The sequence below is a fragment of the Streptomyces sp. NPDC050433 genome, from assembly GCF_044458565.1.
Lineage (GTDB): Bacteria > Actinomycetota > Actinomycetes > Streptomycetales > Streptomycetaceae > Streptomyces.
Window position 1 is genome coordinate 65,017 of record NZ_JBITIB010000001.1, and the last position, 25,139, is coordinate 90,155.

Below are 25,139 nucleotides of genomic sequence, written 5' to 3' on the forward strand. Positions count from 1 at the left end.
GTTGTTGAACGGCACATCTTCCAGTTCGGAACGCCATTCGGAATCTCACCGAATGCCCGTAGTGAGGAATTGAAGGACGGCATGGACGGTAGACCGAGCTCACGTTTTCGGCACTGGCGGGGGCGCGTCGCGCTCGCTTCCTCGGTGGTCCTGATCGGAACCCTGCTCCAGGGAGCCGCTCAACCCGTTGTCGCCGCGGCGGACGACCGCGGTGTGGTGGAGGACATCCCCGCCTCGGAGAGCCCGATCGAGGGCAGTGCCGGCTCGGTCGAACCACGCACGGCGATGAAGGAGCCACGGACGCCCAAGAAGCGTCCTGACGAGTCGTGGCCCAAGGCCGCGTCCGATCACCTGAAGCTGCCCGCCGCCTCCAGCAGCGCCGCCGTCGCTTCGTCCGCAGGGCTGCCCGTCGCGTTGGGCGTCCCGAAGGGCACGGACGGAGTGAGGGCGCGTGGCGAGGTCGAGGTCCGCGTACTGGAGCGGAAGACGAGTGAGCGGGCGGGACTGAAGGGGCCGCTGTTCGCCCTGAGACCCGTGTCCGGGAAGGCCGATGGAGCGGTCGAGGACGAACGGGGTGCGACATCCCCGGCCGGGGACGTGAAGGCCCGCATCGACTACTCCACCTTCGCCCAGGCCTACGGCGGCGGGTACGCGTCCCGCCTCACCCTCGTCGAACTCCCCGCGTGCGCGGCGTCGACACCGGAGAAGGCGGAGTGCCGTACCGGAAAAGCGGTGCCGACCGTCAACGACACGGAGAAGCGCACTCTTACCGCAGAGCGTGTCGGCCTCCGGGTCGGCGTACCGACCGTCCTCGCCGCAGTGGCCGATGCGGAGGGCGGGACCGGCACGTACAAGGCCACCCCGCTCTCCCCGTCAGCCACCTGGAGCACCAACCTCAACACCGGCGACTTCAACTGGTCCGACGACATTCCCGTACCGGATGTGCCGGGCAGCCTGAAGCCCAGCTTCGGACTCTCGTACGCCTCAGGTGCCATCGACGGCCGCACGGGTTCGACGAACAACCAGTCGTCGTGGGTGGGAGACGGATTCGACCTTTCCCCCGGATTCATCGAGCGACGCTATAAACCGTGCGCCGAGGACGGCGTCAAGCACGCCGACGGCAACGAACCAGGCGATCAGTGCTGGGCCTATGACAACGCGTTCATTTCCTTCAACGGCAAGGGCGGTGAACTTGTCCCGGCGGGCAAGGACGTCTGGAAGCTGAAGGGCGATGACGGTACGAAGATCGATCGCCTCACGTCCACCAACCGGGGCAACGGCGACGCCGACGGTGAGTACTGGCGGCTGACCGACCCGCAGGGCGTTCGCTACTACTTCGGCTACCACAGGCTCCCCGGCTGGTCCGAGGGCAAGGAAGCCACCGACTCCGCCTGGACAGCACCAGTGTTCGGCGATGACGCGGGTGAGCCGTGCCATGCGGCGACCTTCGCCGACGCCTGGTGCCAGCGGGCCTGGCGGTGGAATCTCGACTACGTCGTGGACACGCGGGGCAACGCCGTCGCCTACTACTACGACAAGGAAGAGAACTCCTACGGCCGTAACCTCGAAGCCGCCGACAACACCCGCTACGCACGTGGCGGTTACCTCGACCGCATCGAGTACGGCCTCAAGTCGTCGTCGATGTACGGCACCAAAGCGCTCGCCCAGGTGGACTTCACCAGCTCGGAGAGGTGCATCCAGAACACGCAGACGGATTGCGGGTCCATCACCACGGATTCGGCTTATTGGTACGACACTCCGTGGGATCTGAATTGTGACACGGGCGAGGACTGCGACGAAGGCCGACTGTCTCCGGCCTTCTTCACCCGTAAGCGGCTGACCGCCATCACCACTCAGATCCTGGTGGCCGGCGCGTACCAGAGCGTCGACTCGTGGAAGCTGACCCATCGATGGGGCATGGCCGACATCGACTACCAGTTGCTGCTCGACTCGATCCAGCGCACCGGTCACTCGGCCAGCCCGGCGATCACTCTTCCCAAGACCACCTTCGCGTATACCCAGCACGCCAACCGTCTCGACAAGACCGGCGACGGGTACGCCCCGTTCATCAAGAGCCGACTGTCCTCGGTCGATGACCCGACGGGCGGTCAGATCGCCATCAGCTACACGGCGTCCGCCTGCGACTGGGATGCTCTGCCGACACCTCAGTCGAACACGACGCGCTGCTTTCCCCAGTACATCGGGGGCAGTTCCTCCGACGATCCGGAACGCCAGTGGTTCAACAAGTACGTGGTCGATTCCGTCACGGCGTCAGACCGGACCGGTGGCGCGCCGGATCAGGTCACCCGCTACCAGTACCTCGGCGACGCCGCTTGGCACTACGACGATGACGACGGTCTGACCAAGGAGAAGCACAAGACCTGGTCACAGTGGCGGGGGTACGGACAGGTACGGGTCCTGACCGGTGGCCAGGGCGGCGCGGACGCGATGAAGTCCCAGCAGGACCACTACTTCCTGCGGGGCATGGACGGTGACCGCAAGGAACCGTCCGGCGGCACAAAGAGCGTGTCCGTCACCCTTTCGACAGGTGAGGGCGACCCGATCACCGATCACGAGTCGGCTGCCGGTTTCGCGTACAAGACAGTCACTTACTCCGGACCGGGCGGCAAGATCCTGGCCAAGACGGTCAACCGGCCGTGGCACCACCAGACCGCCAAAAAGGAACGGGACTGGGGCACCGTCACCGCGAACTTCACAGGGACCACCGCGTCGAAGAAGTGGACATCGCTCGACGACGGAGCCGGCACGGAGTGGCGTACAACATCAACGGGCGCGGAGTACGACACCGTCGCCGGCCGGGTCACCGCGTCCGACGACTTCGGGGACGACTCGACCTCCGCCGACAACAAGTGCGTCCGGACCACCTACGCCACGAACACCGAGAAAAACATCCTCTCGCTGCCCTCCCGGTCAGAGACCGTCGCCACTTCCTGCGAGGCAGCCACGGAGCGCCCCACCGATGTGCTGTCCGACTCGCGCACCGCGTACGACGGAGGTGCCTACGACGCCGCACCGGACAAGGGTGATGCCACCGCGACCGCGGTGCTGAAGAAGTACGACGGAACTGCTCCCGCCTACCTGGAGTCGGGCGCGACCTACGACAGTTACGGCCGTGTCCTCACCAGCACCGACATCACGGCCGATGTGACTGTGAACGCGTCGGGTGTGGTGGTGCGGACACCACGCACCGACGGTCGGACCACCACCACCGTGCGCACGCCCGCCACGGGCATCGCCACCGACACCACCGTGACCGGCCCGCCGGCGAAGACCGGGGACTCGACGACGGCGCAGAAGACGACGAGCACCTTCGAGGTCTCGCGCGGCCTGCCACTGACACAGACGGACACCAACGGCAAGGTGACTTCTTTCGCCTACGACGCACTCGGCCGCTCCACCAAGGTCTGGCTGGCGGACCAGTTGACCGGACAGACGCCGGCGTACGAGTTCACCTATCGCATGGCCGAAGGCCATCCGGTCGCGGTCGGGACCAAACTGCTCGGAAACAGGGGCGTTCAGCGCACGTCCTACACGATCTTCGACGGGCTGATGCGGGAACGCCAGGCGCAGGAGCCGGGCCCCGACGGCGGGCGCATCCTCACCGACGTCTTCTACGACGAACGGGGCCTGACGGCAAAGAGATTCGCGCCCTACTACGTCACGGAAGCGCCCACCACCGCACTCTTCGAGCCGGACAACGCCCTCTCCGTGGAAACGCAGTCCCGTCACACCTTCGACGGTCTGGGACGTGAGACCGAGGCGCGGCAGATCGCGGGAAACGGTGACGGCGGCGCGGTGGTGAGCACCACCAAGACCATCTACGGCGGCGATCGCGTCACGGTGATCCCACCGGCGGGCGGTACGGCCACCACGACCCTGAGGGACGCGCGGGACAGAACGACGGAGCTGCGCCAGCATCACCAACGATCCGTCGGCTCGGCGTACGACACGATGGCGTACCAGTACACGCCGCGTGACGAGCTGGCGAAGGTCACCGACGCCGCGGGCAACCGCTGGAGTTACACCTACGACATGCTCGGCCGGCAGATCGAGAGCGTCGATCCGGACAAGGGCACCACCACCAGCACCTACGACGACCGCGGGCTGCGCACGTCGACCACCGATGCCGAGGACACCACACTCGCGTACGTCTACGACGGCCTCGGCCGCCAGACGGAGCTGCGTGAGGGCTCCAACAGCGGTGCGCTGCGTGCGAAGTGGCTCTACGACACGATCAGCGGCGCCAAGGGACACCTTGCCGAATCCATCCGGTACGCGGGCGGGGAGCAGTACACGTCCAAGGTCGTCGCGTACGACCGGCGGTACCGGGTGCAGCGCTCCAGCATCACGATCCCCGGTGCGGAGGACGAGCTGGCAGGCACCTATGTGAGCGGCACCGAGTACAACGTCTCCGGTTCCGTGCAGAGTGTTGGTTACCCCAAGGCGGGGGCGTTGGCGCCGGCAGTTGTCGGCTACGCGTACGAGGACGCCACGGAGCGGCTTCTCTCGGTGACCGGCATGGGCGGACTGTCGTCCACCGCCACCTACAGCCTGACCGGCAAGCCGCTTCAGTTCCGGCTCTCCGCCGGGGGGAAGGCCACTCAGGCGACCAACACGTACGAGTGGGGCACCCAGCGGCTGGCCACCTCCCGGGTGGACCGGGAAGACATCGCCGGGGTCGACCAGTTCAGTACCTTCCGCTACGACGAGGCGGGCAACGTCCTGTCTGTCTCGGACACTTCGCGCGCGGGCAACGACACGCAGTGCTTCACGTACGACTACCTGCGCCGCCTTACCGAGGCGTGGGCGCAGGGGCAGTCCACCTGTCCGGCGGAGCCCGCTGGCGGAGCCGCCGGGGGCCCCGCGCCGTACCGGCACTCGTACACCTACGACAAGGTCGGCAACCGCCTGACCGAAGCCATCCATGACCCGGCCGACGACAGCGCCAAGGACACCCTCCGTACGTACGCCTATCCCGAGCCCGGGACCCCTCAGCCGCACAAGCTCACCTCGATCACTCAGGAGGGACCGACCGGGACGGCACGGGACACCTTCGGATACGACGACAACGGCAGCACCACCAGCCGGACGGTGGCCGGTGACGAGCAGGCCCTCACCTGGGACGCCGAGGGCCGGCTGGCCACTGTGTCCGAGCCCGTCGAGGGCGGATCTGCGAAGGTCACGTCGTATCTGTACGACGCCGACGGCAACCGTCTGATCGGTCGCACCGCGGAAGAGACCACGCTCTACCTGGGCACCACCGAGATCGTGCTGGCCAAGGGATCGACCACGCCGAAGGCGACCCGCTACGTCGACCTCGGCGGCGGCCACCAGGCCGTGCAGCAGGACACCGGAGCCATCTCGCTGACGATCGCGGACCACCACGGCACCGCTCAACTCGCCGTCGACGCGGCGACCCAGCAGCTCACCCAGCGCCGCACTCTGCCCTTCGGCGGTACCCGCGGTGAGGAATCGGGGCCGTGGCCGGGCACCAGGGGATTCGTGGGCGGCATCCTGGACGCCGCCACGGGCCTCACCCACCTGGGCGCCCGGGAGTACGACCCGTCGACGGGCCGCTTCCTGTCGGTCGACCCGGTGATGGACCTCGCCGATCCGCAGCAGATCCACGGCTATGCCTATGCCAACAACAACCCGCTGACCTGGTCCGATCCGACCGGCCTGTGGTGTGACTCGTGCAACGGCGGGGCGGGCTGGCCGGCTGAGGACGGTTACACGGACGAGGTGCCGTACGAGCAAGGATTTCCTCGAAGTGATCGGGGTGCGTGACGCACAGAGATGCTACGGCGGAAGCGTCAGCGCGTGTGTCTGGACGGTGGCCGGTCTCATTCCGGTCGGGAAGATCGGCACCGCCGCGAAGCTTCTGAAGAAGGGCGACAACGCGGGCGCGGCGAGGCTCGCTTGCGCTACGCCGCACAGTTTCCTGCCGGGAACTGAGGTCCTCCTGGCGGACGGCACCACCAAGCTGATCGAAGACGTCGAGCTGGGTGACGCAATTACCGTCACCGATCCACTGACTGGCGAGACCACGAACCGCAAGGTTGTGGCCACCATCGTCACCGAGGACGACAAACGCTTCGTCGACCTGACGGTGCGCTCGGCGGACGGTGATTCCTCCGAGCTGATCTCGACGGTGACCCACCCGTTCTGGGTGGAGTCCTCGGAAAGTTGGGTCGACGCCGGCAACCTCAAGCCTGGCATGACGCTCCGCACCGCAGAAGGCGAGGCTGCCGAGGTCGAGGCGGTACGTCCCTTCGACAAGAGGCAGCGGACGTACGACCTGACTGTCGAAGGCATCCACACGTACTATGTACTCGCCGGAAATACGCCGGTGCTCGTGCATAATGCCAGTCCGGATTGTGGACTGTTCCCCAATTCAATGCCAGGAACTCTTGACAGGGAGCTCGCCCTGGCGGACAGGCTGGGCGTTACGCCTTCTGGTGCTGGATCCGCCGGTTTTGATTCGGCAGTCGGTTCGGGGACAGTCAAATGGGCGGTTCGGGAGGACGGAAGCCTCGTGGTCGTACCGAAATTTGTCGATGGTCAAGAGATTTCACACGCGGCTCTCACCCGAGGGGCCCCGGTTCGCGCGGCCGGCGAGGCTGATATTGCTGGCTCATCGGGAGACGGGTTCTTTGGGTTGGATATCAACAACCACAGTGGTCACTTCTTGCCATCGAGTGAGAGTCTGCAAATCGGTAGCGATGCTTTTGCTGCGGCGGGAGTTCATTTCTGATGAACAGATTCGAGAAACTGGCATCGCTTGACCTGCGGTCGCTCTCTGAGGTCCTGGCCACACACGCTCCGACGGTCCCTGAGCTGGGGCGTGGTGAGTGGCTTGGCGTCGTTGAGCTGATGACGATGCGCCTGACGGACGAGTGCGGCTCCTTGCCTGTGGAGTCCTGGGCTACCTGTTCGTCGGCGCTCTCATACGCCCTCGAAGCCGCAGTGGCCTCGGGATCTATCGATGAGCGTGAGAGCGTGATTCGCCGACTGAATCTCTCCGTGGCCCTCCTGCAGCGGGTTTCTTCGAATGCTGAAGTTGACATCCTGAATCCAGGTCATCTGATCGGCCTGCTATTTCAAGAGCTTCCGATGTCGGTCGAAGAGGCTCGGGATCGATCGGTAGATTGGCGTGCTCTCGACATTGAACAGATTCGACTTCTGCGGGCTGTCAAGAATCTCGTTTCGCCTGGTCTGAGTCTCGCGAGGCTGGTACCCAGAGAGGTTGATGGGCGGATGAAAGTGTGGGAAGAGGTATTTCCTTCACTTCCGTAGTAGCTAACCAAGAAGTCCCGCCGGACAGATGTGCAGGGTGCCGTTGGCGGCGTTGCTCACCGCCGTGAGCCGAGGGGTGTGTTTGGCGCTGCGGTACGTGGAGGTCACGAACATCGCCAGCAGGACCCGGCCGATCGTGCCGTACAGGATGTGAAGGAAGTCTTCCGCCGCCTCATGGACGTCGTCGACCCGGCCCTGGTCAACACCGCCGAAGCGGCGCTGCGCGAGGTACCCGGCGTGGTGGAGGTCGGCGAGCTGCGGATGCGGTGGATCGGCCACCAACTGCGGGCCGAGGCCGCCGTCGTCATCGACGGCTCACTGCCCCCTGTCCTCCGCTCACCGGGTCGCCGTCGACGCCGAGCACGCCCCCTGCTCCACGCCGTCCCTCGCCTGACCGCCGCCCTGATCCACCCGGACCCGACGCACACGGCCGAGGAGATCCCGCACACCGCCCTGGCCCACCACGCTCAAGCGGCATGACCTCTTTCCCCCCGGCCGGGTCCCCGACCGGGGGGAAAGAGAAACCCTTGCCCGCTCTGCGGGGACGGGGACTGCGTGGACGAGGACCGGGACAGGGATGGGGACGGGACAAGGGATGGGGCGCGAACGCGCGGCCGGCACCGGGGCCGGGCTCGGTCACGCCGGTTCCGGGAGGCGGACCCGGGTGCGCCGCCGCAGCAGCACCGGCGCCACCAACGCGGTCAGCGCCAGCGCGAGGATGGCCGCCGACGCCGGCCGGGTGAGAAAGACCGTCGGGTCGCCCTCGCTGAATGCCAGGGCCCGGCGGAACTGAGCTTCCATGAGCGGCCCCAGTACCGCGCCGAGGATCAGGGGCGCGATGGGATAGCCGGTTCGCCGCATGAAGAGGCCGAGGGCGGCGATGCCGATGGCGAGCATCACCTCGAAGATGCTCTGCGAGATGGCGTACACGCCGAGCAGCGCGAAGCACAGGATGCCCGCGCTGAGCACCGGCGCCGGGAGCCGCAGGAGCTTGACCCAGATCCGGATCATGGGGAGGTTGAGCACGAGCAGCATGACGTTGCCGATGTAGAGGCTCGCGATCAGTGTCCACACCAGAGCGGACTGCTGGTCGAACAGCTGCGGTCCGGGCTGGATGTTGTAGATCTGGAAGGCGATGAGCAGCACGCCCGCTGTGGCGGAGGTGGGGATGCCGAGGGTGAGGAGCGGCATCAGTACGCCGGAGAAGGCCGCGTTGTTGGCGGCCTCGGGGCCTGCCACGCCCTCGATGGCGCCGTTGCCGAACTCGTCCTTCCGCTTCCCGCGCTCCTCTCCGCGCTTGGCCAGCCGACGCTCGATGTTGTAGCTGAGGAACGTCGGGATCTCCGCGCCGCCCGCGGGCATCGCGCCGAAGGGCAGGCCGAGGGCCGTGCCGCGCAGCCACGGCCGCCAGGAGCGGCGCCAGTCGTCGCGCGTCATGCCGACGGAGCCGCTGAGCGAGGCGACCTGTTCGGATTTGTCGGGGGTGCAGGTGGTGTACAGCACCTCGGCGATGGCGAAGAGGCCGACGGCGAGGGCCACCACGGGTATGCCGTCGTACAGCTGCGGCACGCCGAAGGCGTAGCGGACCTGGCCGGTCAGCGCGTCGATGCCGACGAGCCCGACCGCGAGGCCGAGGAAGAGGCTGGACAGGCCGCGGATCAGGGAGTCGCCGATCAGCGAGGTCACGGTCACGAAGGCCAGCACGATGATGGCGAAGTATTCGGCCGGCTGGACCAGTTTCGCCACGGCGGACATGCCGGGGGCGAGGAAGGTGATCACGACCGTCGAGATGGTGCCCGCGACAAAGGAGCCGATCGCGGCGGTGGCCAGGGCCGGGCCCGCGCGTCCCATCCTGGCCATGGGATGGCCTTCGAGGGTGGTCGGCACCGAGGCGGTCTCGCCGGGGACGTTGAGCAGGATGGCGGTCGTGGACCCGCCGTACATGCCGCCGTAGTAGATGCCCGCGAACAGCACGAAGGCGCCGACCGGGTCGAAGACGAAGGTGAGCGGCAGCAGCAGTGCCACCGTCGTCGCCGGGCCGAGGCCGGGCAGCACGCCGACCAGCGTGCCCAGGGTCACGCCTGCCAGGGCCAGAAGCAGGTTCTGCAGGCTGAGGGCGCTCGCGAAACCGTCGCCGAGATTGCTGAGAACTTCCATGACTGTCAGATGGCCAATCGCAGGTAGCCGGGCGGAAGGTCGATGCCGAACAACCGGTCGAACACGAAATAGGTGACCAGGCCCATCACCAGTCCGATCAGGACATCGCGCAGCGGCTTGCGGCTGCCCTGGATGCGGGCAACGCCCGCGTAGAAGACGGTTGTCGTCTGCCAGTAACCGACCGGCGGCATGAGCAGCGCGTACGCGATCAGGGCGGCCAGCAGCATGACCGTCGGCCGCCAGCGTGCTGGGGCCGGGGCGTCGAGCTCCGTCTCCCCCGCCGCGGCGGGGTCCTCCGGCTGAGCCGACTTGGCCTGGGCGGCCGGCCGCCGCGGCCCCAGAAACGTCTGGACGACGCCGATCGCGCCGATCAACGTTCCCGAGGCGCCGACGAGCATCGGGAAAGACCGCGGCCCCACCGCCTGGTAGCCACCGCCCTCCGGGATGAGGAACGCCCCGATCAGCACCGTGAGGCCCACGGCGAGGATGAAAATCGCCATCGCTCGGGGCCCGAGCTGCTGTTGCTGTTGTTGCTGCCCCTCGTGTGGCCGGGCGGCCCGGGGAGCCGTCACTTCACCAGTCCGAGTTCCTTGAGGACGCCGTTGACCTGGCCTTCCTGCTTGCGGATCAGGTCGCCGAACTCGTCGCCCGGTGTCCAGGCATCCGTCCAGTTGTTGCGTTTCAGTACGTCCTTCCAGCAGCTGGAGCCGCGCATCTTCCGCACCGTGTCCACGACGGCCTGCTGTTCGGCGTCGGAGAGTCCGGACGGCGCCAGCACGCCGCCGACGCTGGCGACGGCGGCCTCCTCCAGGCCCAGTTCGGCCAGTGAGGGGGCGTCGATGCCCTCGATCTCCTGGCCCTCGGACTTCTCGGAGAGCGCCAGGACCTTCAGCTCGCCGGCCTCTATCTGCCCGCGCAGTTCGGTAACCGTGGAGATCCCCACGGTCGCGGCCCCGCTCAGCAGCTGGCTGACGGTCTCGCCGCCGCCGCCGGTCGGCACGTAGTTGATCCTGTCGGGCGAGACGCCCCTGCTCTTGCCGAGCAGCGCCGCCTGGATGTGGTCGGCGCCGCCGAGCGAGCCGCCGGTCCATTTGATGGACTTCGGCTTCTTTTCGAGGTCCGCGAGCAGGCTCTTCAGATCGTTGTACGGGGAGTTCTTCGGAACCACGATCGCACTCGGCGAGCTGGTGAGTCCGGCCACCGGGGTGAGCGACTTCATGTCGACCGGGGACTTGTTCACGGCGATGCCGCCGAGCATCGTCACGGTGTCCATGACCATGAGCTGGTGCATGTCACCCTTGTGCTCGATGAACTCGGACAGGCCGATGGTGCCGCCCGCACCCGGTTTGTTGCTGACGGTGACCTTCTCGTCGATGAGGTCGCACTTGGCGAGGGCCTCCGACATGCCGCGGGCCCGCGTGTCCCAGCCACCACCGGGGCTGCCGGGAGCGAGCACGGAGATCCCCTCGGTGGGGTACGCCACGGTCTTGTCGCCGCCGTCGCCCTCGTCGGCCGCGCCCACGGCGCAGCCGCCGACCAGGCCTGCGGCCACCAGGACAGCGGCCGTGCGGTAGTACGTGTTCGTGTTCTTCATCTGCCGCTACCTCCTTCCAGAATCGACGTGAAGAATTGCTTGACGGGTTCGAGGACGGACATCGCCTCGTGGCCCACGCCCGGTACGACGTCGAAGCGCACCGGGATCCCGTGCCGCTCGAAGTCCGCGCTCAGTGCCTTCAGCCGCTCCAGCCGGGTTCGGCCGTGGGCGTCGGCACCGTCCATCCAGTTCGTGTCGCCGACGTTGTTGATTTCCCAGGTCTCGATGTCCTCGGAGCCGACGACCATCTGCACCGGCACGTCCCGCAGCTCCGCGAGCCGCGGCGGCCGGCCGAACTTCTCCTCGAAGCCCTTGAGCCCGACCCACCAGGGCCGCTCGGAGTCGAGGTGGGTGATCCGCCCCGGGGCGCCGATGGAGACGCCGGTCAGCCGGTCCGGGTGCAGATAGGCGAAACGGTGGACGAACTGCCCGCCGCCGGAGAAGCCGTGCAGCAGGAACCGGGAGGTGTCCGTGTTCCAGCGGTCACCGGCCTCCGCGACCATCTCCAGCAGGACCTGGTCGTAGCGGATGCCGCCGTACTCGATGAACTTGAAATTGTGCAGGTCGTCGGGGTCGCCGATACCCGCGGGAAACAGCGGGCACAACACCAGACAGCCGTGCCGCTCGGCCCACTCGGCGAAGTTGTCGCGGTACTGGGGGCCGCGCCGGCCCGTGCCGTGCTGGAGCACCGCGAGCGGCAGCGGGGCACTGTCCGGATCGTGCGCGCTCGGCACGTAGGCACAGAATGAGAAGCGCTGATCGAAGCGCGAGGCAAAGATCGTGGTAGCGCCACCTGAGTAGAACCGACTCGGATGCGCGGGCCCGCTCCACTGAGCGGCTCCGCCCAACTCGGCGGGCTGTGCATGACCGGCCACATGTCCTCCAAACCGTGGGGCAACAGGGGTTTGAGCGATGAGTCTGCGAACCGGCCGGGGGCCGGGCAAGAAGATTGTCGCCAAGGCGGTAATACTGGGGCATGGCCGTAACCCTGATTACCGAGGCGGCGCGACCGGAGTGGATCACCGTCCGGCCTTCGCCACTCGCGGAGTTGTGCGCCGCGCTGCACGCCCTGGACGAGCCGGGACATCACCCGGCGAGCCAGTCGTGGGTGTCCGCCGTGCACAGCGACGTCACCGGGGACCTGCTCACTCGCTCGACAGTGTGGGCGCCGCTGTGGGGCGCCTTCCGGGCGCGCTATCTGTTTCCCCTCACCGCCGGTGCGGAGCGCTCGCTCGACGCCGAGTTCGACGGCATCGCGCGCCTGCCGGTCGACGCCTTCACCGCCCTGACGGTGCAGGCCCTGATCGGCAAGAACCTCATCTCGGGGTGGCTTCCGCAGGACCCGGAGGGTGTTCTGCCGCGCCTGCGGCTCATCTCGTTGGGGCGCTACGAGCTGGGCCTGCGCCTGATCGAGGACCCGGTCCGGTTCCGGGGCGAGCTGCTGGACTTCCTGACCGCCTTCGCCACCGCGGCCTTCGACGAGGAGTGGCGCCGGGTGCGGGCGGCGATGGATCCCGATGTGCAGAGCCGGCTGCGGCAGCTGCGGCTGCACGGCATCACCGGGGCCTTCGACGGGATCGGTGCCGTCGTGGACGACCCGCCGCGGGTGGTCTTCGACAAGCTCTACCACGCGACGGTGCGGCTGGACGCGCACATGCAGTGCGTGCTCGTACCCAGCACGCACGGGGACTCGCACCTGGTGGTCAAGCACGTCCCCGGTTACGCCGTCGTCGTGCAGTACCCCGTGGTGCCCGCCGCTGAGGCGGTCCCGGTCGAGGAGATGCGCAGGCGGCTCGCCGTGTTGCAGGATCCGACGCGGCTGCTGATCTGCCGCGACATCCTGCGCCACCCCGCGGCCACGGCGGAGCTGGCGGCCCGGCTCGGTATGACATCGCCGCAGGTCTCGCGGCATCTACGGCAGTTGCGCGAGGCCGGTCTGGTGTCCACACACCGACACGGGGCCGTCGTGTACTACCGGCTCAACGTGGACACCATCCGGTGCCTCGGCCCGGATCTGCTGTCCGGCTTGCGCCACTGAGCGGGGGCCGGGGAGGCGAGAATACGCGGCGGGCACGGCGGCCGACGCGACAGAAGCCCAGGTCAGGGCGCATCTGACCTGGGCTTCGGCTGAGCCCCCTGTCGGATTCGAACCGACGACCTACGCATTACATGACCGTGAGCGATCGTGTTGCGTGATGCTTCGCCATGCACAGGTCTTGAGCATTGCTCCCTGGACGGGGCGAGTTTCCACAGCGACAACGGAGCGCAGGCTCGTAGCTCAGTTGGGCATACTCACCTGCATGGGTGAGGGTGGCCGTACGAGGTCCAGCTCCGCCCACACCGTCTTGCGCGGCACCGGGCCCGGCGTCACCCCCCACCGGTCCGCCAGCACCTCGACCAGCAGCAGCCCTCTGCCCGACTCCGCGTCCGGGGGCGGCAGTTGGGGGTTGAGTCCGGGGAGGCGGTCACCGCGGGTGTCGGTCACCTCGATACGGAGAACGCGCCCGTCGTCCGTCCGGTCCAGCTCCAGCAGGAAGTCCCGCCCCGACAGCCTGCCGTGGGTCGCGGCGTTGGCTGCCAGCTCGGCGGTCACCTGTTCCGCCGTCTCGATCGTCCGGGGCGGCAGGTCCCAGGCGAGCAGATGCGCCGTGGTGAGCCGCCGGGCGAGACGGGCGCCGCGTGGCGTGGGGGAGAGGAGTACGCCGAAGTGGCGGGCCGAAAGCCCAAGTTGGGTGGTTTGTTGATTCACATCACTCAGCGTGGCGATCCATGCTTACTCTGACCAGTGATGACTCCGGTACGTACGGTGACTGTCCGGGGCTTGTCCAGTGATGTCCAGCCTGTCCGGAGGGGCAGCGGGCCGAGGAGGCGGGTGTGCGGTGAGCGTGGAGGCGGAGGGTGCGGAGACGGACGAGCCTGGTTGGGAGGTCGACCCCGACGACGAGTCGGGCGCGGCGGTCGTCGCGACGGTGGGCCGACAGCTACGACTCCGACGCGAGGCGGCCGGCCTTCGCGCGGCGGAGTTCGGCCAGGCGATCGGCTACGGCGAGGACCTGGTCTACAAGGTCGAGTCGGGCACGCGGATTCCCCGCCAGGAGTACCTGGACAAGGCGGACAAGGTGCTGCGGGCGGAGGGGATGATCTCCGCGATGAAGCAGGACGTGGCGGAGGTCCGCTATCCGAAGAGGGTTCGGGATCTGGCGAGGTTGGAGGCGCGGGCGGTCGAGTTGTTGTCGTACGGGAGCCATAACTTGCATGGCTTGTTGCAGACGCAGGAGTACGCGCGTGCGTTGATTGAAACCCGGCGACCCGCGTATTCCTCGGATGAGGTGGCGAGGATGGTGGCCGGGCGTATGGCGCGGCAGTCCATTTTCGAGCGGTCGCCTGCCCCTGAACTCAGCTTCGTTCAGGAAGAGGTGACCCTCCGGCGTCCGATCGGGGGGAGAATGGTGCTGCACCGTCAGCTCCAACGACTCCTGGAGGTTTCCCGGTTGCGGAACGTCGAGGTTCAGATCATGCCGACAGACCGCGAGGACAACGCTGGGATGGGCGGGGAGAGCCAGGTACTCAAGTTCGCAGACGGTTCGGCGGTGGGGCGGGGTGAGGGCGTGTTCGCCGGACGCCCCGTCGCCGATCCGAAGCAGCTCCGGATCCTTGAGCTGCGTTATGGCATCATCCGGGCGCAGGCTCTCAACCCACGGGAGTCGCGCGCCTTCATCGAGCGACTGCTGGGAGAAACATGATCCGCAAGACCTCAGCCGGAGACGCTTCTGAACTGGCTTGGTTCAAGAGCAGCTACAGCAACAGCAGCGAAGGCGACTCGTGCGTCGAAATCGCGGCCTCCCCCGGAGCAATACACGTCCGGGACTCCAAGAACGTCCAAGGGCCCCGCCTCGCAGTCGACCCCACCGCGTGGGCGAGCTTCCTCGCGTACGCGTCGGAGCGCTGACGCGCGTACGCCTCCGGGTGAGCGGTTTTCGGCCGATCGTTACCGAGACCGGGCGGTCTTTCGGAAGTGTCCGGCCACGGGAGTTTCGCGTTGCTAGCGTCATTACCATGAGTCTTCTGACGGAGCAAATTGGCAGCATCCCCAGGCCGCCCGAGCTGGTCAGCGCCTGGGCGGCACACGGTGCCGGGACCCTCTCCGACGACGATCTCGCGGTGGTGGCCGACGCCTCGCTGCGCGACACGATCAAACGGCTCGAAGCGACCGGTTCCCCGGTCGTCACGGACGGCGAGCAGACCAAGTCGAGCTTCGTCACCTATCCGCTGGAGGGCTCGGACCAGCTCGCCCCCGACGGGGTCACCATTCCGTTCGAGGACGGGCACACCCGACAGCTGCCCCGGCTGGCCTCGGGGCCGTTCCGTTACGCGGTGCACGCCGAGCGGTATCTGCGTGCCGCTCAGGAGCATGCGACCGTGCCCGTCAAGCAGGCGGTGATCGCGCCGTCCGCGCTCAGTCTTCTCTATCCGGCTGAGGGGCTGCCGGGATACAGCCGCGACCAGTTCCTGGACGACCTGATCGACCAGGCCGAGGCGGACGTGCGCGGTTGTCTGGACGCGGGCGCGCACGTGGTGCAACTCGACTTCACCGAGGGGCGACTCTCGGTGAAGCTCGACCCGGGCAAGGGACTCCTGCGTTCCTTCGTCGACCTCAACAACCGCCTGCTGGAACGCTTTTCGGCCGAGGAGCGGGCTCGTATCGGCATTCACACCTGCCCCGGCGGCGACCAGGACTCCACCCACAGCCTCGACGTGGACTACGCCGAGCTGCTGCCCGACCTGTTCAGGATTCAGGCGGGGCGCGTCTACATCCAGCTCGCCAGCGAGGCCGACCCGCGCCGTGTGCTGGAGATCGCCGCCCAGAATCTCGGGCCGGACCAGCGGCTGTTCGTCGGCGTCGTCGACCCGATCGACCCCAAGGTGGAGACCCCCGAGCAGGTCCGTGACCGCGTCCTGCTCGCCGCCGAGTACATCCCGGCCGACCGGCTCGGCACCTGCGACGACTGCGGGTTCTCGCCCTTCGCGGACGACAGCTCGACCTCGCGTGACCTCGCCTTCGCCAAGATCGCGGCCCGTGTCCAGGGCACGGCGATGGCTTCGGAGAGTCTCGGCCTCTGAATGAACGCCGACGGGGGCCGTCCCGGACGCGGACGGGGCGGCCCTCCCGCGTGAGCGCAGTCATGGCCGGTCACGCCTTCCGCGTCAGCCGCGCGGTTCGGACGTCCCCCCGTGGGGTACGCTCTCCGGCCGCGATTGGCCAGGGCTCTGGGCCATATGGCACACTGCACAGGTTGCTCGGTTGAGTGCCGATGCTGCGCGCCTCCCGCCGGGAGGACCGGAAGCGAGTCCCACAGTACTCGTCGGCCCATCTGCCTCTCACGGCAGCGCTGGGACGGACGTACGGGAATCTTCCGGGAAGTGTCAGCGGGGTACCGGCCAGGCACCCGGTGGGCGTTCGTCCCCGGTCTCGCGGTCTGTATGGGCCCGCAACCCCTTGGCAGGGAAATCCTTCGGGATTCTTACGTAGAGGGAATGCGACACGCCCGACCGCGTGGGTCGGTAGAGAGCAGTGCACAGCCCGCCCGGGGGCCAGAGCGTTTGAGAGAACAGGACTACTGAGTAGCCATGGCGGGACAGAAGATCCGCATCCGGCTCAAGGCCTACGACCACGAGGTCATCGACTCTTCGGCGAAGAAGATCGTCGAGACGGTGACTCGCACTGGTGCGTCGGTCGCGGGCCCGGTGCCGCTGCCCACTGAGAAGAACGTGTACTGCGTCATCAAGTCGCCGCACAAGTACAAGGACTCGCGCGAGCACTTCGAGATGCGCACGCACAAGCGCCTGATCGACATCCTCGACCCGACGCCCAAGACCGTTGACTCGTTGATGCGCCTGGACCTTCCGGCCGGCGTCGACATCGAGATCAAGCTCTGAGAGGCGCGGAAGAGATGGCAAAGCAGATCAAGGGTGTCCTGGGCGAGAAGCTCGGCATGACCCAGGTCTGGGACGAGAACAACCGTGTCGTCCCGGTGACCGTGGTCAAGGCCGGACCCTGCGTCGTTACCCAGGTCCGTACGAATGACTCCGACGGCTACGAGTCGGTCCAGATCGCCTTCGGCGAGATCGACCCGCGCAAGGTGAACAAGCCCCTCAAGGGTCACTTCGCCAAGGCCGACGTGACCCCCCGCCGCCACCTGGTGGAGCTCCGCACCTCCGACGCCGGCGAGTACACGCTCGGCCAGGAGATCACCGCTGCCGCGTTCGAGTCCGGCGTCAAGGTCGACGTCACGGGCAAGAGCAAGGGCAAGGGCTTCGCCGGTGTCATGAAGCGTCACAACTTCAAGGGCCTCGGCGCCGGTCACGGAACCCAGCGCAAGCACCGCTCTCCCGGCTCCATCGGTGGCTGCGCCACTCCGGGCCGTGTGTTCAAGGGCCTCCGCATGGCGGGCCGCATGGGCAACGAGCGGGTCACCACCCAGAACCTGACCGTTCACGCCGTTGACGCGGAGAAGGGCCTGCTCCTCATCAAGGGCGCGGTCCCCGGTCCGAACGGCGGCCTCGTCCTGGTCCGCACCGCGGCGAAGGGGGCCTGAAGACATGAGCAGCACCATTGACATCATGTCGCCCTCGGGCGACAAGTCCGGGACCGTAGAGCTCCCGGCCGAGATCTTCGACGCCAAGGTCAGCATCCCGCTGATCCACCAGGTCGTCGTCGCGCAGCTGGCCGCCGCCCGTCAGGGCACGCACAAGGTCAAGCGCCGTGGCGAGGTCCGCGGTGGTGGCAAGAAGCCTTACCGCCAGAAGGGCACCGGCCGCGCCCGCCAGGGTTCGACCCGTGCGCCGCAGTTCGCCGGCGGTGGCGTCGTACACGGCCCCACCCCGCGTGACTACTCGCAGCGGACCCCGAAGAAGATGAAGGTCGCCGCCCTGCGCGGAGCCCTCACCGACCGGGCCCGCAACGCTCGTATCCACGTCGTCTCCGACGTGGTCGAGGGCGTGGCGTCCACCAAGGCCGCCAAGACCCTGCTCGGCAAGGTCAGCGAGCGCAAGCACGTGCTCCTGGTCGTCGAGCGGAGCGACGAGGCCGCGTGGCTGTCCGCGCGCAACCTCCCCGAGGTCCACCTGCTGGACCCGGGACAGCTCAACACGTACGACGTGCTTGTCTCCGACGACGTGGTCTTCACCAAGGCCGCCTTCGAGTCCTTCGTGTCCGGCGGGGCTGCGCGACAGACTGCCGAGACCGAGGGGAGCGAAGCCTGATGGCCGAGATCACCAGCAAGACCTTCACGGACCCGCGTGACGTTCTCGTCAAGCCCGTGGTGTCCGAGAAGAGCTACGCGCTGCTCGACGAGAACAAGTACACGTTCATCGTCGCGCCCGGCTCCAACAAGACCCAGATCAAGCAGGCCGTCGAGGCGGTCTTCTCGGTCAAGGTCACCGGGGTCAACACGATCAACCGGCAGGGCAAGCGCAAGCGCACCCGCACCGGTTTCGGCAAGCGCGCTGACACCAAGCGCGCCATCGTGACCCTCGCAGAGGGCGACCGTATCGACATCTTCGGCGGCCCGACTTCCTAACGGGAGTCGGATCGAATCGAAGTCCGGAATATTCCGAGGACTGAGAAATGGGAATCCGCAAGTACAAGCCGACGACCCCGGGCCGTCGTGGCTCCAGCGTCGCCGACTTTGTCGAGATCACGCGGTCCACGCCGGAGAAGTCGCTGGTCCGCCCCCTGCACAGCAAGGGCGGCCGTAACAACGCCGGTCGTGTGACCGTTCGCCACCAGGGCGGCGGCCACAAGCGCGCCTTCCGAGTGATTGATTTTCGTCGTCACGACAAGGACGGCGTGCCGGCCAAGGTCGCGCACATCGAGTACGACCCGAACCGCACCGCGCGCATCGCGCTCCTGCACTACGCGGACGGCGAGAAGCGCTACATTCTCGCGCCGCGTGGCCTGACGCAGGGCAGCCGTGTCGAGAACGGCCCGTCCGCCGACATCAAGCCCGGCAACAACCTGGCGCTGCGCAACATCCCGGTCGGTACGACCATCCACGCCATCGAGCTGCGTCCCGGCGGCGGCGCGAAGTTCGCCCGTTCCGCGGGCACTTCCGTACAGCTGCTGGCGAAGGAGGGCTCCATGGCCCACCTTCGTATGCCGTCCGGAGAGATCCGGCTGGTCGACGCCCGCTGCCGCGCCACCATCGGCGAGGTCGGCAACGCCGAGCAGTCGAACATCAACTGGGGCAAGGCCGGCCGTATGCGCTGGAAGGGCGTCCGCCCGACCGTCCGCGGTGTCGCCATGAACCCCGTTGACCACCCGCACGGTGGTGGTGAGGGCAAGACCTCCGGTGGTCGCCACCCGGTCAGCCCGTGGGGTCAGAAGGAAGGTCGTACGCGTTCGCCGAAGAAGGCGAGCAACAAGTACATCGTCCGCCGCCGCAAGACGAACAAGAAGCGCTAGGAGCGGGTTTAGATGCCGCGCAGTCTCAAGAAGGGGCCCTTCGTCGACGGCCACCTCATCAAGAAGGTGGACGTCCAGAACGAAGCTGGCACCAAGAACGTCATCAAGACCTGGTCCCGTCGCTCGATGATCACCCCGGCAATGCTGGGTCACACCATCGCGGTGCACAACGGCAAGATCCATGTCCCGGTGTTCGTCACCGAGTCCATGGTCGGCCACAAGCTCGGCGAGTTCTCGCCGACTCGCACCTTCCGCGGCCACGTCAAGGACGACCGGAAGTCGAAGCGCCGCTAACCGCGGGGTGGAAACGACTATGACTTACACCGAAGGGACAACCATGGAAGCCAGGGCCCAGGCGCGGTACATCCGCGTCACGCCCATGAAGGCCCGCCGCGTGGTGGACCTCATCCGTGGCATGGACGCCACGGAGGCTCAGGCGGTCCTGCGTTTCGCCCCGCAGGCCGCGAGCGTGCCGGTCGGCAAGGTGCTGGACAGCGCCATTGCCAACGCCGCGCACAACTACGACCACCCAGACGCCACTTCGCTGGTCATCAGCGAGGCGTACGTGGACGAGGGTCCGACCCTGAAGCGGTTCCGGCCGCGTGCCCAGGGCCGTGCCTACCGGATCCGTAAGCGGACCAGCCACATCACCGTGGTCGTCAGCAGCAAGGAAGGAACCCGGTAATGGGCCAGAAGGTTAACCCGCATGGGTTCCGGCTCGGTATCACCACGGACTTCAAGTCCCGCTGGTATGCCGACAAGCTGTACAAGGACTACGTCAAGGAAGACGTCGCCATTCGTCGCATGATGACGAAGGGGATGGAGCGTGCCGGTATCTCCAAGGTGGAGATCGAGCGCACCCGTGACCGCGTCCGCGTGGACATCCACACCGCACGTCCGGGCATCGTCATCGGCCGCCGAGGCGCCGAGGCCGACCGCATCCGCGGCGAGCTGGAGAAGCTGACCGGCAAGCAGGTCCAGCTGAACATCCTTGAGGTCAAGAACCCCGAGGTGGACGCTCAGCTGGTGGCCCAGGCCGTCGCCGAGCAGTTGTCCTCGCGTGTCTCCTTCCGTCGCGCCATGCGTAAGAGCATGCAGTCGACGATGAAGGCCGGCGCCAAGGGCATCAAGATCCAGTGCGGTGGCCGCCTCGGCGGCGCCGAGATGTCGCGCTCGGAGTTCTACCGCGAGGGCCGCGTGCCCCTGCACACGCTCCGTGCCAACGTCGACTACGGCTTCTTCGAGGCCAAGACGACCTTCGGCCGTATCGGTGTGAAGGTCTGGATCTACAAGGGCGACGTCAAGAACATCGCCGAGGTGCGCGCCGAGAACGCCGCGGCGCGCGCGGGCAACCGTCCGGCCCGTGGTGGCGGCAGCGACCGTCCCGCCGGCCGCGGTGGCCGCGGTGGCGAGCGTGGCGGACGTGGCCGCAAGCCGCAGCAGGCTCCCGGCGCCGAGGCCCCCAAGGCTGACGCGACGGCTGCTCCGGCCGCTGAGGCCGCGCCCTCTTCTACCGGCGGAACGGAGGCCTGACCGACATGCTGATCCCTCGTAGGGTCAAGCACCGCAAGCAGCACCACCCGAAGCGCAGCGGTATGTCCAAGGGTGGCACGCAGGTTGCGTTCGGCGAGTACGGCATCCAGGCGCTGACCCCGGCGTACGTGACGAACCGTCAGATCGAGGCCGCTCGTATCGCGATGACCCGTCACATCAAGCGTGGCGGCAAGGTCTGGATCAACATCTACCCGGACCGTCCCCTCACGAAGAAGCCCGCCGAGACCCGCATGGGTTCCGGTAAGGGTTCTCCCGAGTGGTGGATCGCGAACGTCAAGCCCGGTCGGGTGATGTTCGAGCTGTCCTACCCGAACGAGAAGGTTGCCAAGGAGGCGCTCACCCGCGCCGCCCACAAGCTTCCGATGAAGTGCCGCATCGTTCGGCGCGAGGCAGGTGAGTCGTGATGGCGGCGGTTACCAAGGCGTCCGAGCTGCGTGAACTGGGCAGCGAGGAGCTTGTCGACAAGCTTCGCGAGGCCAAGGAAGAGCTGTTCAACCTCCGCTTCCAGGCGGCGACCGGCCAGCTTGAGAACCACGGCCGGCTGAAGCTGGTCCGGAAGGACATCGCGCGGATCTACACCCTGATGCGTGAGCGCGAGCTGGGCATCGAGACGGTGGAGAGCGCCTGATGACTGAGAGCAACGTGACTGAGACGACCGAGAAGAGCGAGCGCGGATTCCGCAAGACCCGCGAGGGTCTGGTCGTCAGCGACAAGATGGACAAGACCGTCGTCGTCGCTGTCGAGGACCGTGTGAAGCACGCCCTGTACGGCAAGGTCATCCGCCGTACGAACAAGCTCAAGGCGCACGACGAGCAGAACGCCGCCGGGATCGGCGACCGTGTCCTCCTCATGGAGACCCGGCCGCTGTCCGCGACGAAGCGTTGGCGCATCGTCGAGATCCTTGAGAAGGCCAAGTAATCCAGGCCGAGTAATCCCTCCGAGGGCATTCCCTAGGAGTAGTTCCGCCAGGCTCGGTGGGGGCCGTACGTACATCACGGCCCCCACCGGGAACCGGCAGACGATCAGGAGATAGACGTGATCCAGCAGGAGTCGCGACTGCGTGTCGCCGACAACACTGGTGCCAAGGAGATCCTTTGCATCCGTGTTCTCGGTGGCTCGGGTCGCCGCTACGCGGGTATCGGTGACGTCATCGTCGCCACCGTCAAGGACGCGATCCCCGGTGGCAACGTGAAGAAGGGTGACGTCATCAAGGCGGTCATCGTTCGCACCGTGAAGGAGCGCCGCCGCCAGGACGGCTCGTACATCCGCTTCGACGAGAACGCCGCCGTCATTCTGAAGAACGACGGCGACCCTCGTGGCACCCGTATCTTCGGCCCGGTGGGCCGTGAGCTGCGCGAGAAGAAGTTCATGAAGATCATCTCGCTCGCGCCGGAGGTGCTGTAAGCATGAAGATCAAGAAGGGCGACCTGGTTCAGGTCATCACCGGTAAGGACAAGGGCAAGCAGGGCAAGGTCATCGTGGCCTACCCCACGCAGGACCGCGTCCTCGTCGAGGGTGTCAACCGGGTCAAGAAGCACACCAAGGCCGGCCAGACCGCTCGTGGTTCGCAGACCGGCGGCATCGTGACGACCGAAGCGCCTGTCCACGTCAGCAACGTTCAGCTGGTCGTGGAGAAGGACGGCAAGAAGGTCGTCACCCGCGTCGGCTACCGGTTTGACGACGAGGGCAACAAGATCCGCGTTGCCAAGCGGACCGGTGAGGACATCTGATGACGACCACCACTGCGCCGCGCCTCAAGACGCGTTACCGCGAGGAGATCGCCGGCAAGCTGCGTGAGGAGTTCTCCCTGGAGAACGTCATGCAGGTCCCCGGTCTCGTCAAGATCGTGGTCAACATGGGTGTGGGCGACGCCGCCCGCGACTCCAAGCTGATCGAGGGTGCCATCAAGGACCTCACCACGATCACCGGCCAGAAGCCGGCCGTGACCAAGGCCCGCAAGTCGATCGCGCAGTTCAAGCTGCGCGAGGGGCAGCCGATCGGCTGCCACGTCACCCTCCGCGGTGACCGCATGTGGGAGTTCCTGGACCGTACGCTGTCGCTCGCGCTGCCGCGTATCCGTGACTTCCGCGGCCTGTCGCCCAAGCAGTTCGACGGCCGTGGCAACTACACCTTCGGTCTCACGGAGCAGGTCATGTTCCACGAGATCGACCAGGACAAGATCGACCGGGTCCGGGGCATGGACATCACCGTGGTGACCACGGCGACCAACGACGACGAGGGTCGTGCCCTCCTTCGTCACCTCGGCTTCCCGTTCAAGGAGAACTGACCGTGGCGAAGAAGGCTCTGATCGCTAAGGCCGCCCGCAAGCCGAAGTTCGGCGTGCGCGGTTACACCCGCTGCCAGCGCTGCGGGCGCCCCCACTCCGTCTACCGCAAGTTCGGTCTCTGCCGTGTCTGCCTTCGTGAGATGGCACACCGCGGCGAGCTGCCGGGCGTCACCAAGAGCTCCTGGTAATTCCCCGGTTCACACGAACCGGTACGGAACCAACCAGACGCTCTCGGTAAGCAACTGGTCGGCGGAAGCCCCGCTCCTCATGCCGTAGGCTTGGGGGGTTGGGCGTCCGTCGCCCGAAACTTACTACGCCGTAGGTCCCCGCACCGCACCCGTCCCGCCTTGAGCGGGGAGAGGGATGGCGCATACAGGAAACCCCGGCGAGAGAGGCCGAAGGCCAATTCATGACCATGACTGATCCCATCGCAGACATGCTCACGCGTCTGCGTAACGCGAACTCGGCATATCACGACACCGTCGTGATGCCGCACAGCAAGATCAAGTCGCACATCGCGGAGATCCTCCAGCAGGAGGGCTTCATCACCGGCTGGAAGGTCGAGGACGCCGAGGTCGGCAAGAACCTCACCCTTGAGCTGAAGTTCGGCCCGAACCGCGAGCGTTCGATCGCCGGCATCAAGCGCATCTCCAAGCCGGGTCTGCGCGTGTATGCCAAGTCCACCAACCTGCCCAAGGTGCTCGGCGGCCTGGGCGTGGCGATCATCTCCACGTCCCACGGTCTTCTGACCGGCCAGCAGGCAGGCAAGAAGGGCGTAGGTGGGGAAGTCCTCGCCTACGTCTGGTAGTCGGGAACGGAGGAAAAGCTCATGTCGCGAATCGGCAAGCTCCCCATCCAGGTTCCCACCGGTGTGGACGTCACCATCGACGGCCGTACGGTCGCGGTGAAGGGCCCCAAGGGTTCCCTCTCGCACACCGTCGCAGCGCCGATCGAGGTCTCCAAGGGCGACGACGGCACCCTCCAGGTGCTGCGCCCGAACGACGAGCGTCAGAACAAGGCCCTGCACGGCCTGTCCCGCACGCTGGTGGCGAACATGATCACCGGTGTGACCCAGGGATACAGCAAGGCGCTCGAAATCAGTGGTGTCGGTTACCGCGTCCAGGCGAAGGGCTCCAACCTGGAGTTCGCGCTCGGATACAGCCACCCGATCGTCGTCGAGGCCCCCGAGGGCATCACCTTCAAGGTGGAGTCCCCGACGAAGCTCAGTGTCGAGGGCATCGACAAGCAGAAGGTCGGCGAGGTCGCGGCGAACATCCGGAAGCTGCGGAAGCCCGACCCGTACAAGGCCAAGGGCGTCAAGTACGCCGGCGAGGTCATCCGCCGCAAGGTCGGAAAGGCGGGTAAGTAGCCATGGCATACGGTGTAAAAATCGCCAAGGGCAAGGCCTACAAGGCCGCTGCCATCAAGCGCCGTCACATCCGCGTACGCAAGAAGGTCTCGGGCACGCAGGTCCGCCCCCGGCTCGTTGTGACGCGTTCCAACCGCCACATGGTGGCCCAGGTCATCGACGACATCGCGGGCCACACGCTCGCTTCGGCGTCGAGCCTGGACACGTCGATCCGCAGCGGCGACGGTGACAAGAGCGCCCAGGCACAGCAGGTGGGTGCCCTGGTCGCCGAGCGCGCCAAGGCCGCCGGTATCGAGGCTGTCGTGTTCGACCGTGGTGGCAACCAGTACGCCGGGCGGATTGCCGCTCTGGCTGACGCCGCCCGTGAAGCCGGGCTGAAGTTCTAAGCCCCGGTTCC

At 66.9% G+C, this 25,139-nt stretch carries 30 protein-coding genes and 1 pseudogene; 26 read left to right on the plus strand and 5 right to left on the minus strand.

The genetic code is table 11. The annotated features are described in order from the left end of the window. The first annotated feature begins 81 nt into the window (after positions 1 to 81). From ACIBLA_RS00325 to ACIBLA_RS00340, 4 genes and pseudogenes are all read left to right on the plus strand, one after another. The gene (locus ACIBLA_RS00325) at positions 82 to 5,808 is read left to right on the plus strand and encodes an RHS repeat-associated core domain-containing protein (RefSeq protein WP_399197394.1); all 5,727 of its coding nucleotides are present in this window, start codon (positions 82 to 84) and stop codon (positions 5,806 to 5,808) included. A gap of 46 nt (positions 5,809 to 5,854) precedes the next feature. Further along, positions 5,855 to 6,775 carry a polymorphic toxin-type HINT domain-containing protein gene (locus ACIBLA_RS00330; protein ID WP_399197395.1) on the plus strand — a complete coding sequence of 307 codons (921 nt, stop codon included), beginning with the start codon at positions 5,855 to 5,857 and terminating at the stop codon, positions 6,773 to 6,775. Beyond that, positions 6,775 to 7,317 (plus strand): hypothetical protein, encoded by a 543-nt coding sequence (locus ACIBLA_RS00335; protein WP_363240229.1) that lies wholly within the window; start codon positions 6,775 to 6,777, stop codon positions 7,315 to 7,317. The genes ACIBLA_RS00330 and ACIBLA_RS00335 overlap by 1 nt, the downstream gene beginning before the upstream one ends. Positions 7,318 to 7,470: 153 nt before the next feature. Further along, a pseudogene (locus tag ACIBLA_RS00340) lies at positions 7,471 to 7,797 on the plus strand (cation transporter dimerization domain-containing protein); the annotation flags it as partial. 156 nt (positions 7,798 to 7,953) lie between these two features. Here ACIBLA_RS00340 and ACIBLA_RS00345 read toward each other — a convergent pair. The 4 genes from ACIBLA_RS00345 to ACIBLA_RS00360 form a co-directional block, all read right to left on the minus strand. Beyond that, complete coding sequence (locus ACIBLA_RS00345; protein ID WP_399197396.1) at positions 7,954 to 9,474, minus strand: tripartite tricarboxylate transporter permease; 1,521 nt, start codon at positions 9,472 to 9,474, stop codon at positions 7,954 to 7,956. A 5-nt stretch (positions 9,475 to 9,479) separates the two neighbouring features. Continuing rightward, the gene (locus ACIBLA_RS00350; protein WP_399197397.1) at positions 9,480 to 9,974 is read right to left on the minus strand and encodes a tripartite tricarboxylate transporter TctB family protein; all 495 of its coding nucleotides are present in this window, start codon (positions 9,972 to 9,974) and stop codon (positions 9,480 to 9,482) included. A gap of 68 nt (positions 9,975 to 10,042) precedes the next feature. Beyond that, positions 10,043 to 11,068 (minus strand): Bug family tripartite tricarboxylate transporter substrate binding protein, encoded by a 1,026-nt coding sequence (locus tag ACIBLA_RS00355; RefSeq protein WP_399197398.1) that lies wholly within the window; start codon positions 11,066 to 11,068, stop codon positions 10,043 to 10,045. Next, the gene (locus tag ACIBLA_RS00360) at positions 11,065 to 11,802 is read right to left on the minus strand and encodes an alpha/beta hydrolase (RefSeq protein ID WP_363240225.1); all 738 of its coding nucleotides are present in this window, start codon (positions 11,800 to 11,802) and stop codon (positions 11,065 to 11,067) included. Before ACIBLA_RS00360 ends, ACIBLA_RS00355 begins: the two co-directional genes overlap by 4 nt. Positions 11,803 to 12,044: 242 nt before the next feature. Here ACIBLA_RS00360 and ACIBLA_RS00365 point away from each other — a divergent pair, with 242 nt between their 5' ends. Then, positions 12,045 to 13,106, plus strand: a complete 1,062-nt coding sequence (locus tag ACIBLA_RS00365; protein ID WP_363240224.1) for a DUF5937 family protein — start codon at positions 12,045 to 12,047, stop codon at positions 13,104 to 13,106. A gap of 240 nt (positions 13,107 to 13,346) precedes the next feature. Here the strand turns inward: ACIBLA_RS00365 and ACIBLA_RS00370 are convergent, their stop codons facing one another. Further along, positions 13,347 to 13,817: an ATP-binding protein gene (locus tag ACIBLA_RS00370; protein WP_399197399.1), complete on the minus strand. Its 471-nt coding sequence runs from the start codon at positions 13,815 to 13,817 to the stop codon at positions 13,347 to 13,349. A 130-nt stretch (positions 13,818 to 13,947) separates the two neighbouring features. On the opposite strand from ACIBLA_RS00370, the gene ACIBLA_RS00375 reads away from it, so the two are divergent. From ACIBLA_RS00375 to rplR, 21 genes are all read left to right on the plus strand, one after another. After that, entirely contained in the window at positions 13,948 to 14,811 is an 864-nt protein-coding gene (locus tag ACIBLA_RS00375) for a helix-turn-helix domain-containing protein (RefSeq protein ID WP_399197400.1), read from the plus strand. Then, entirely contained in the window at positions 14,808 to 15,017 is a 210-nt protein-coding gene (locus ACIBLA_RS00380; RefSeq protein WP_399197401.1) for a DUF397 domain-containing protein, read from the plus strand. Before ACIBLA_RS00375 ends, ACIBLA_RS00380 begins: the two co-directional genes overlap by 4 nt. 107 nt (positions 15,018 to 15,124) lie before the next feature. Further along, positions 15,125 to 16,189: a cobalamin-independent methionine synthase II family protein gene (locus ACIBLA_RS00385; RefSeq protein WP_399197402.1), complete on the plus strand. Its 1,065-nt coding sequence runs from the start codon at positions 15,125 to 15,127 to the stop codon at positions 16,187 to 16,189. Between the two features lie 507 nt (positions 16,190 to 16,696). Continuing rightward, a complete protein-coding gene (gene rpsJ, locus ACIBLA_RS00390) occupies positions 16,697 to 17,005 on the plus strand; it encodes a 30S ribosomal protein S10 (RefSeq protein ID WP_003948644.1) in 309 nt (102 codons plus the stop codon). A 14-nt stretch (positions 17,006 to 17,019) separates the two neighbouring features. After that, positions 17,020 to 17,664 carry a 50S ribosomal protein L3 gene (rplC, locus tag ACIBLA_RS00395; protein WP_329383132.1) on the plus strand — a complete coding sequence of 215 codons (645 nt, stop codon included), beginning with the start codon at positions 17,020 to 17,022 and terminating at the stop codon, positions 17,662 to 17,664. Between the two features lie 4 nt (positions 17,665 to 17,668). Then, positions 17,669 to 18,331 carry a 50S ribosomal protein L4 gene (gene rplD, locus ACIBLA_RS00400; protein WP_363240219.1) on the plus strand — a complete coding sequence of 221 codons (663 nt, stop codon included), beginning with the start codon at positions 17,669 to 17,671 and terminating at the stop codon, positions 18,329 to 18,331. Further along, positions 18,331 to 18,648: a 50S ribosomal protein L23 gene (rplW, locus tag ACIBLA_RS00405; RefSeq protein ID WP_147874344.1), complete on the plus strand. Its 318-nt coding sequence runs from the start codon at positions 18,331 to 18,333 to the stop codon at positions 18,646 to 18,648. The genes rplD and rplW overlap by 1 nt, the downstream gene beginning before the upstream one ends. Before the next feature lie 47 nt (positions 18,649 to 18,695). Then, on the plus strand, positions 18,696 to 19,532 hold the full coding sequence (gene rplB, locus ACIBLA_RS00410; protein WP_363240218.1) for a 50S ribosomal protein L2: 837 nt from the start codon (positions 18,696 to 18,698) through the stop codon (positions 19,530 to 19,532). Positions 19,533 to 19,544: 12 nt separating this feature from the next. After that, on the plus strand, positions 19,545 to 19,826 hold the full coding sequence (gene rpsS, locus ACIBLA_RS00415) for a 30S ribosomal protein S19 (RefSeq protein ID WP_356502578.1): 282 nt from the start codon (positions 19,545 to 19,547) through the stop codon (positions 19,824 to 19,826). 43 nt (positions 19,827 to 19,869) lie between these two features. Further along, on the plus strand, positions 19,870 to 20,217 hold the full coding sequence (gene rplV, locus ACIBLA_RS00420) for a 50S ribosomal protein L22 (RefSeq protein ID WP_147874529.1): 348 nt from the start codon (positions 19,870 to 19,872) through the stop codon (positions 20,215 to 20,217). Continuing rightward, positions 20,217 to 21,065 (plus strand): 30S ribosomal protein S3, encoded by an 849-nt coding sequence (gene rpsC / locus ACIBLA_RS00425; protein WP_399197403.1) that lies wholly within the window; start codon positions 20,217 to 20,219, stop codon positions 21,063 to 21,065. Before rplV ends, rpsC begins: the two co-directional genes overlap by 1 nt. Positions 21,066 to 21,070: 5 nt before the next feature. Next, positions 21,071 to 21,490, plus strand: coding sequence for a 50S ribosomal protein L16 (gene rplP / locus ACIBLA_RS00430; protein WP_023539339.1), 420 nt, complete (start codon positions 21,071 to 21,073; stop codon positions 21,488 to 21,490). Beyond that, positions 21,490 to 21,714 (plus strand): 50S ribosomal protein L29, encoded by a 225-nt coding sequence (rpmC, locus tag ACIBLA_RS00435; RefSeq protein ID WP_354607257.1) that lies wholly within the window; start codon positions 21,490 to 21,492, stop codon positions 21,712 to 21,714. The genes rplP and rpmC overlap by 1 nt, the downstream gene beginning before the upstream one ends. Next, entirely contained in the window at positions 21,714 to 22,004 is a 291-nt protein-coding gene (rpsQ, locus tag ACIBLA_RS00440; protein ID WP_078075544.1) for a 30S ribosomal protein S17, read from the plus strand. The genes rpmC and rpsQ overlap by 1 nt, the downstream gene beginning before the upstream one ends. Positions 22,005 to 22,121: 117 nt before the next feature. Continuing rightward, positions 22,122 to 22,490: a 50S ribosomal protein L14 gene (gene rplN, locus ACIBLA_RS00445; RefSeq protein WP_023539336.1), complete on the plus strand. Its 369-nt coding sequence runs from the start codon at positions 22,122 to 22,124 to the stop codon at positions 22,488 to 22,490. 2 nt (positions 22,491 to 22,492) lie between these two features. Further along, a complete protein-coding gene (gene rplX / locus ACIBLA_RS00450) occupies positions 22,493 to 22,816 on the plus strand; it encodes a 50S ribosomal protein L24 (RefSeq protein WP_114659657.1) in 324 nt (107 codons plus the stop codon). Continuing rightward, positions 22,816 to 23,373, plus strand: coding sequence for a 50S ribosomal protein L5 (rplE, locus tag ACIBLA_RS00455; protein ID WP_330174136.1), 558 nt, complete (start codon positions 22,816 to 22,818; stop codon positions 23,371 to 23,373). Before rplX ends, rplE begins: the two co-directional genes overlap by 1 nt. Positions 23,374 to 23,375: 2 nt before the next feature. Further along, on the plus strand, positions 23,376 to 23,561 hold the full coding sequence (locus tag ACIBLA_RS00460) for a type Z 30S ribosomal protein S14 (protein ID WP_003948630.1): 186 nt from the start codon (positions 23,376 to 23,378) through the stop codon (positions 23,559 to 23,561). A 221-nt stretch (positions 23,562 to 23,782) separates the two neighbouring features. Then, a complete protein-coding gene (gene rpsH, locus ACIBLA_RS00465) occupies positions 23,783 to 24,181 on the plus strand; it encodes a 30S ribosomal protein S8 (protein WP_329463564.1) in 399 nt (132 codons plus the stop codon). Positions 24,182 to 24,202: 21 nt separating this feature from the next. Continuing rightward, positions 24,203 to 24,742: a 50S ribosomal protein L6 gene (gene rplF, locus ACIBLA_RS00470; RefSeq protein WP_363240215.1), complete on the plus strand. Its 540-nt coding sequence runs from the start codon at positions 24,203 to 24,205 to the stop codon at positions 24,740 to 24,742. A 2-nt stretch (positions 24,743 to 24,744) separates the two neighbouring features. Then, positions 24,745 to 25,128 carry a 50S ribosomal protein L18 gene (gene rplR, locus ACIBLA_RS00475; protein WP_363240214.1) on the plus strand — a complete coding sequence of 128 codons (384 nt, stop codon included), beginning with the start codon at positions 24,745 to 24,747 and terminating at the stop codon, positions 25,126 to 25,128. The last annotated feature ends 11 nt before the right edge of the window (positions 25,129 to 25,139 follow it).

Excerpts from the sequence above, each read along its gene's own strand:
- ACIBLA_RS00325 (WP_399197394.1), top strand. The coding sequence starts at position 82 with ATGGACGGTAGACCGAGCTCACGTTTTCGGCACTGGCGGGGGCGCGTC.
- ACIBLA_RS00335 (WP_363240229.1), top strand. The coding sequence starts at position 6,775 with ATGAACAGATTCGAGAAACTGGCATCGCTTGACCTGCGGTCGCTCTCT.
- ACIBLA_RS00345 (WP_399197396.1), bottom strand. The coding sequence starts at position 9,474 with ATGGAAGTTCTCAGCAATCTCGGCGACGGTTTCGCGAGCGCCCTCAGC.
- ACIBLA_RS00350 (WP_399197397.1), bottom strand. The coding sequence starts at position 9,974 with ATGGCGATTTTCATCCTCGCCGTGGGCCTCACGGTGCTGATCGGGGCG.
- ACIBLA_RS00355 (WP_399197398.1), bottom strand. The coding sequence starts at position 11,068 with ATGAAGAACACGAACACGTACTACCGCACGGCCGCTGTCCTGGTGGCC.
- ACIBLA_RS00365 (WP_363240224.1), top strand. The coding sequence starts at position 12,045 with ATGGCCGTAACCCTGATTACCGAGGCGGCGCGACCGGAGTGGATCACC.
- ACIBLA_RS00380 (WP_399197401.1), top strand. The coding sequence starts at position 14,808 with ATGATCCGCAAGACCTCAGCCGGAGACGCTTCTGAACTGGCTTGGTTC.
- ACIBLA_RS00385 (WP_399197402.1), top strand. The coding sequence starts at position 15,125 with ATGAGTCTTCTGACGGAGCAAATTGGCAGCATCCCCAGGCCGCCCGAG.
- rpsJ (WP_003948644.1), top strand. The coding sequence starts at position 16,697 with ATGGCGGGACAGAAGATCCGCATCCGGCTCAAGGCCTACGACCACGAG.
- rplC (WP_329383132.1), top strand. The coding sequence starts at position 17,020 with ATGGCAAAGCAGATCAAGGGTGTCCTGGGCGAGAAGCTCGGCATGACC.
- rplD (WP_363240219.1), top strand. The coding sequence starts at position 17,669 with ATGAGCAGCACCATTGACATCATGTCGCCCTCGGGCGACAAGTCCGGG.
- rplW (WP_147874344.1), top strand. The coding sequence starts at position 18,331 with ATGGCCGAGATCACCAGCAAGACCTTCACGGACCCGCGTGACGTTCTC.
- rplB (WP_363240218.1), top strand. The coding sequence starts at position 18,696 with ATGGGAATCCGCAAGTACAAGCCGACGACCCCGGGCCGTCGTGGCTCC.
- rpsS (WP_356502578.1), top strand. The coding sequence starts at position 19,545 with ATGCCGCGCAGTCTCAAGAAGGGGCCCTTCGTCGACGGCCACCTCATC.
- rplV (WP_147874529.1), top strand. The coding sequence starts at position 19,870 with ATGGAAGCCAGGGCCCAGGCGCGGTACATCCGCGTCACGCCCATGAAG.
- rpsC (WP_399197403.1), top strand. The coding sequence starts at position 20,217 with ATGGGCCAGAAGGTTAACCCGCATGGGTTCCGGCTCGGTATCACCACG.
- rplP (WP_023539339.1), top strand. The coding sequence starts at position 21,071 with ATGCTGATCCCTCGTAGGGTCAAGCACCGCAAGCAGCACCACCCGAAG.
- rpmC (WP_354607257.1), top strand. The coding sequence starts at position 21,490 with ATGGCGGCGGTTACCAAGGCGTCCGAGCTGCGTGAACTGGGCAGCGAG.
- rpsQ (WP_078075544.1), top strand. The coding sequence starts at position 21,714 with ATGACTGAGAGCAACGTGACTGAGACGACCGAGAAGAGCGAGCGCGGA.
- rplX (WP_114659657.1), top strand. The coding sequence starts at position 22,493 with ATGAAGATCAAGAAGGGCGACCTGGTTCAGGTCATCACCGGTAAGGAC.
- rplE (WP_330174136.1), top strand. The coding sequence starts at position 22,816 with ATGACGACCACCACTGCGCCGCGCCTCAAGACGCGTTACCGCGAGGAG.
- rpsH (WP_329463564.1), top strand. The coding sequence starts at position 23,783 with ATGACCATGACTGATCCCATCGCAGACATGCTCACGCGTCTGCGTAAC.
- rplF (WP_363240215.1), top strand. The coding sequence starts at position 24,203 with ATGTCGCGAATCGGCAAGCTCCCCATCCAGGTTCCCACCGGTGTGGAC.
- rplR (WP_363240214.1), top strand. The coding sequence starts at position 24,745 with ATGGCATACGGTGTAAAAATCGCCAAGGGCAAGGCCTACAAGGCCGCT.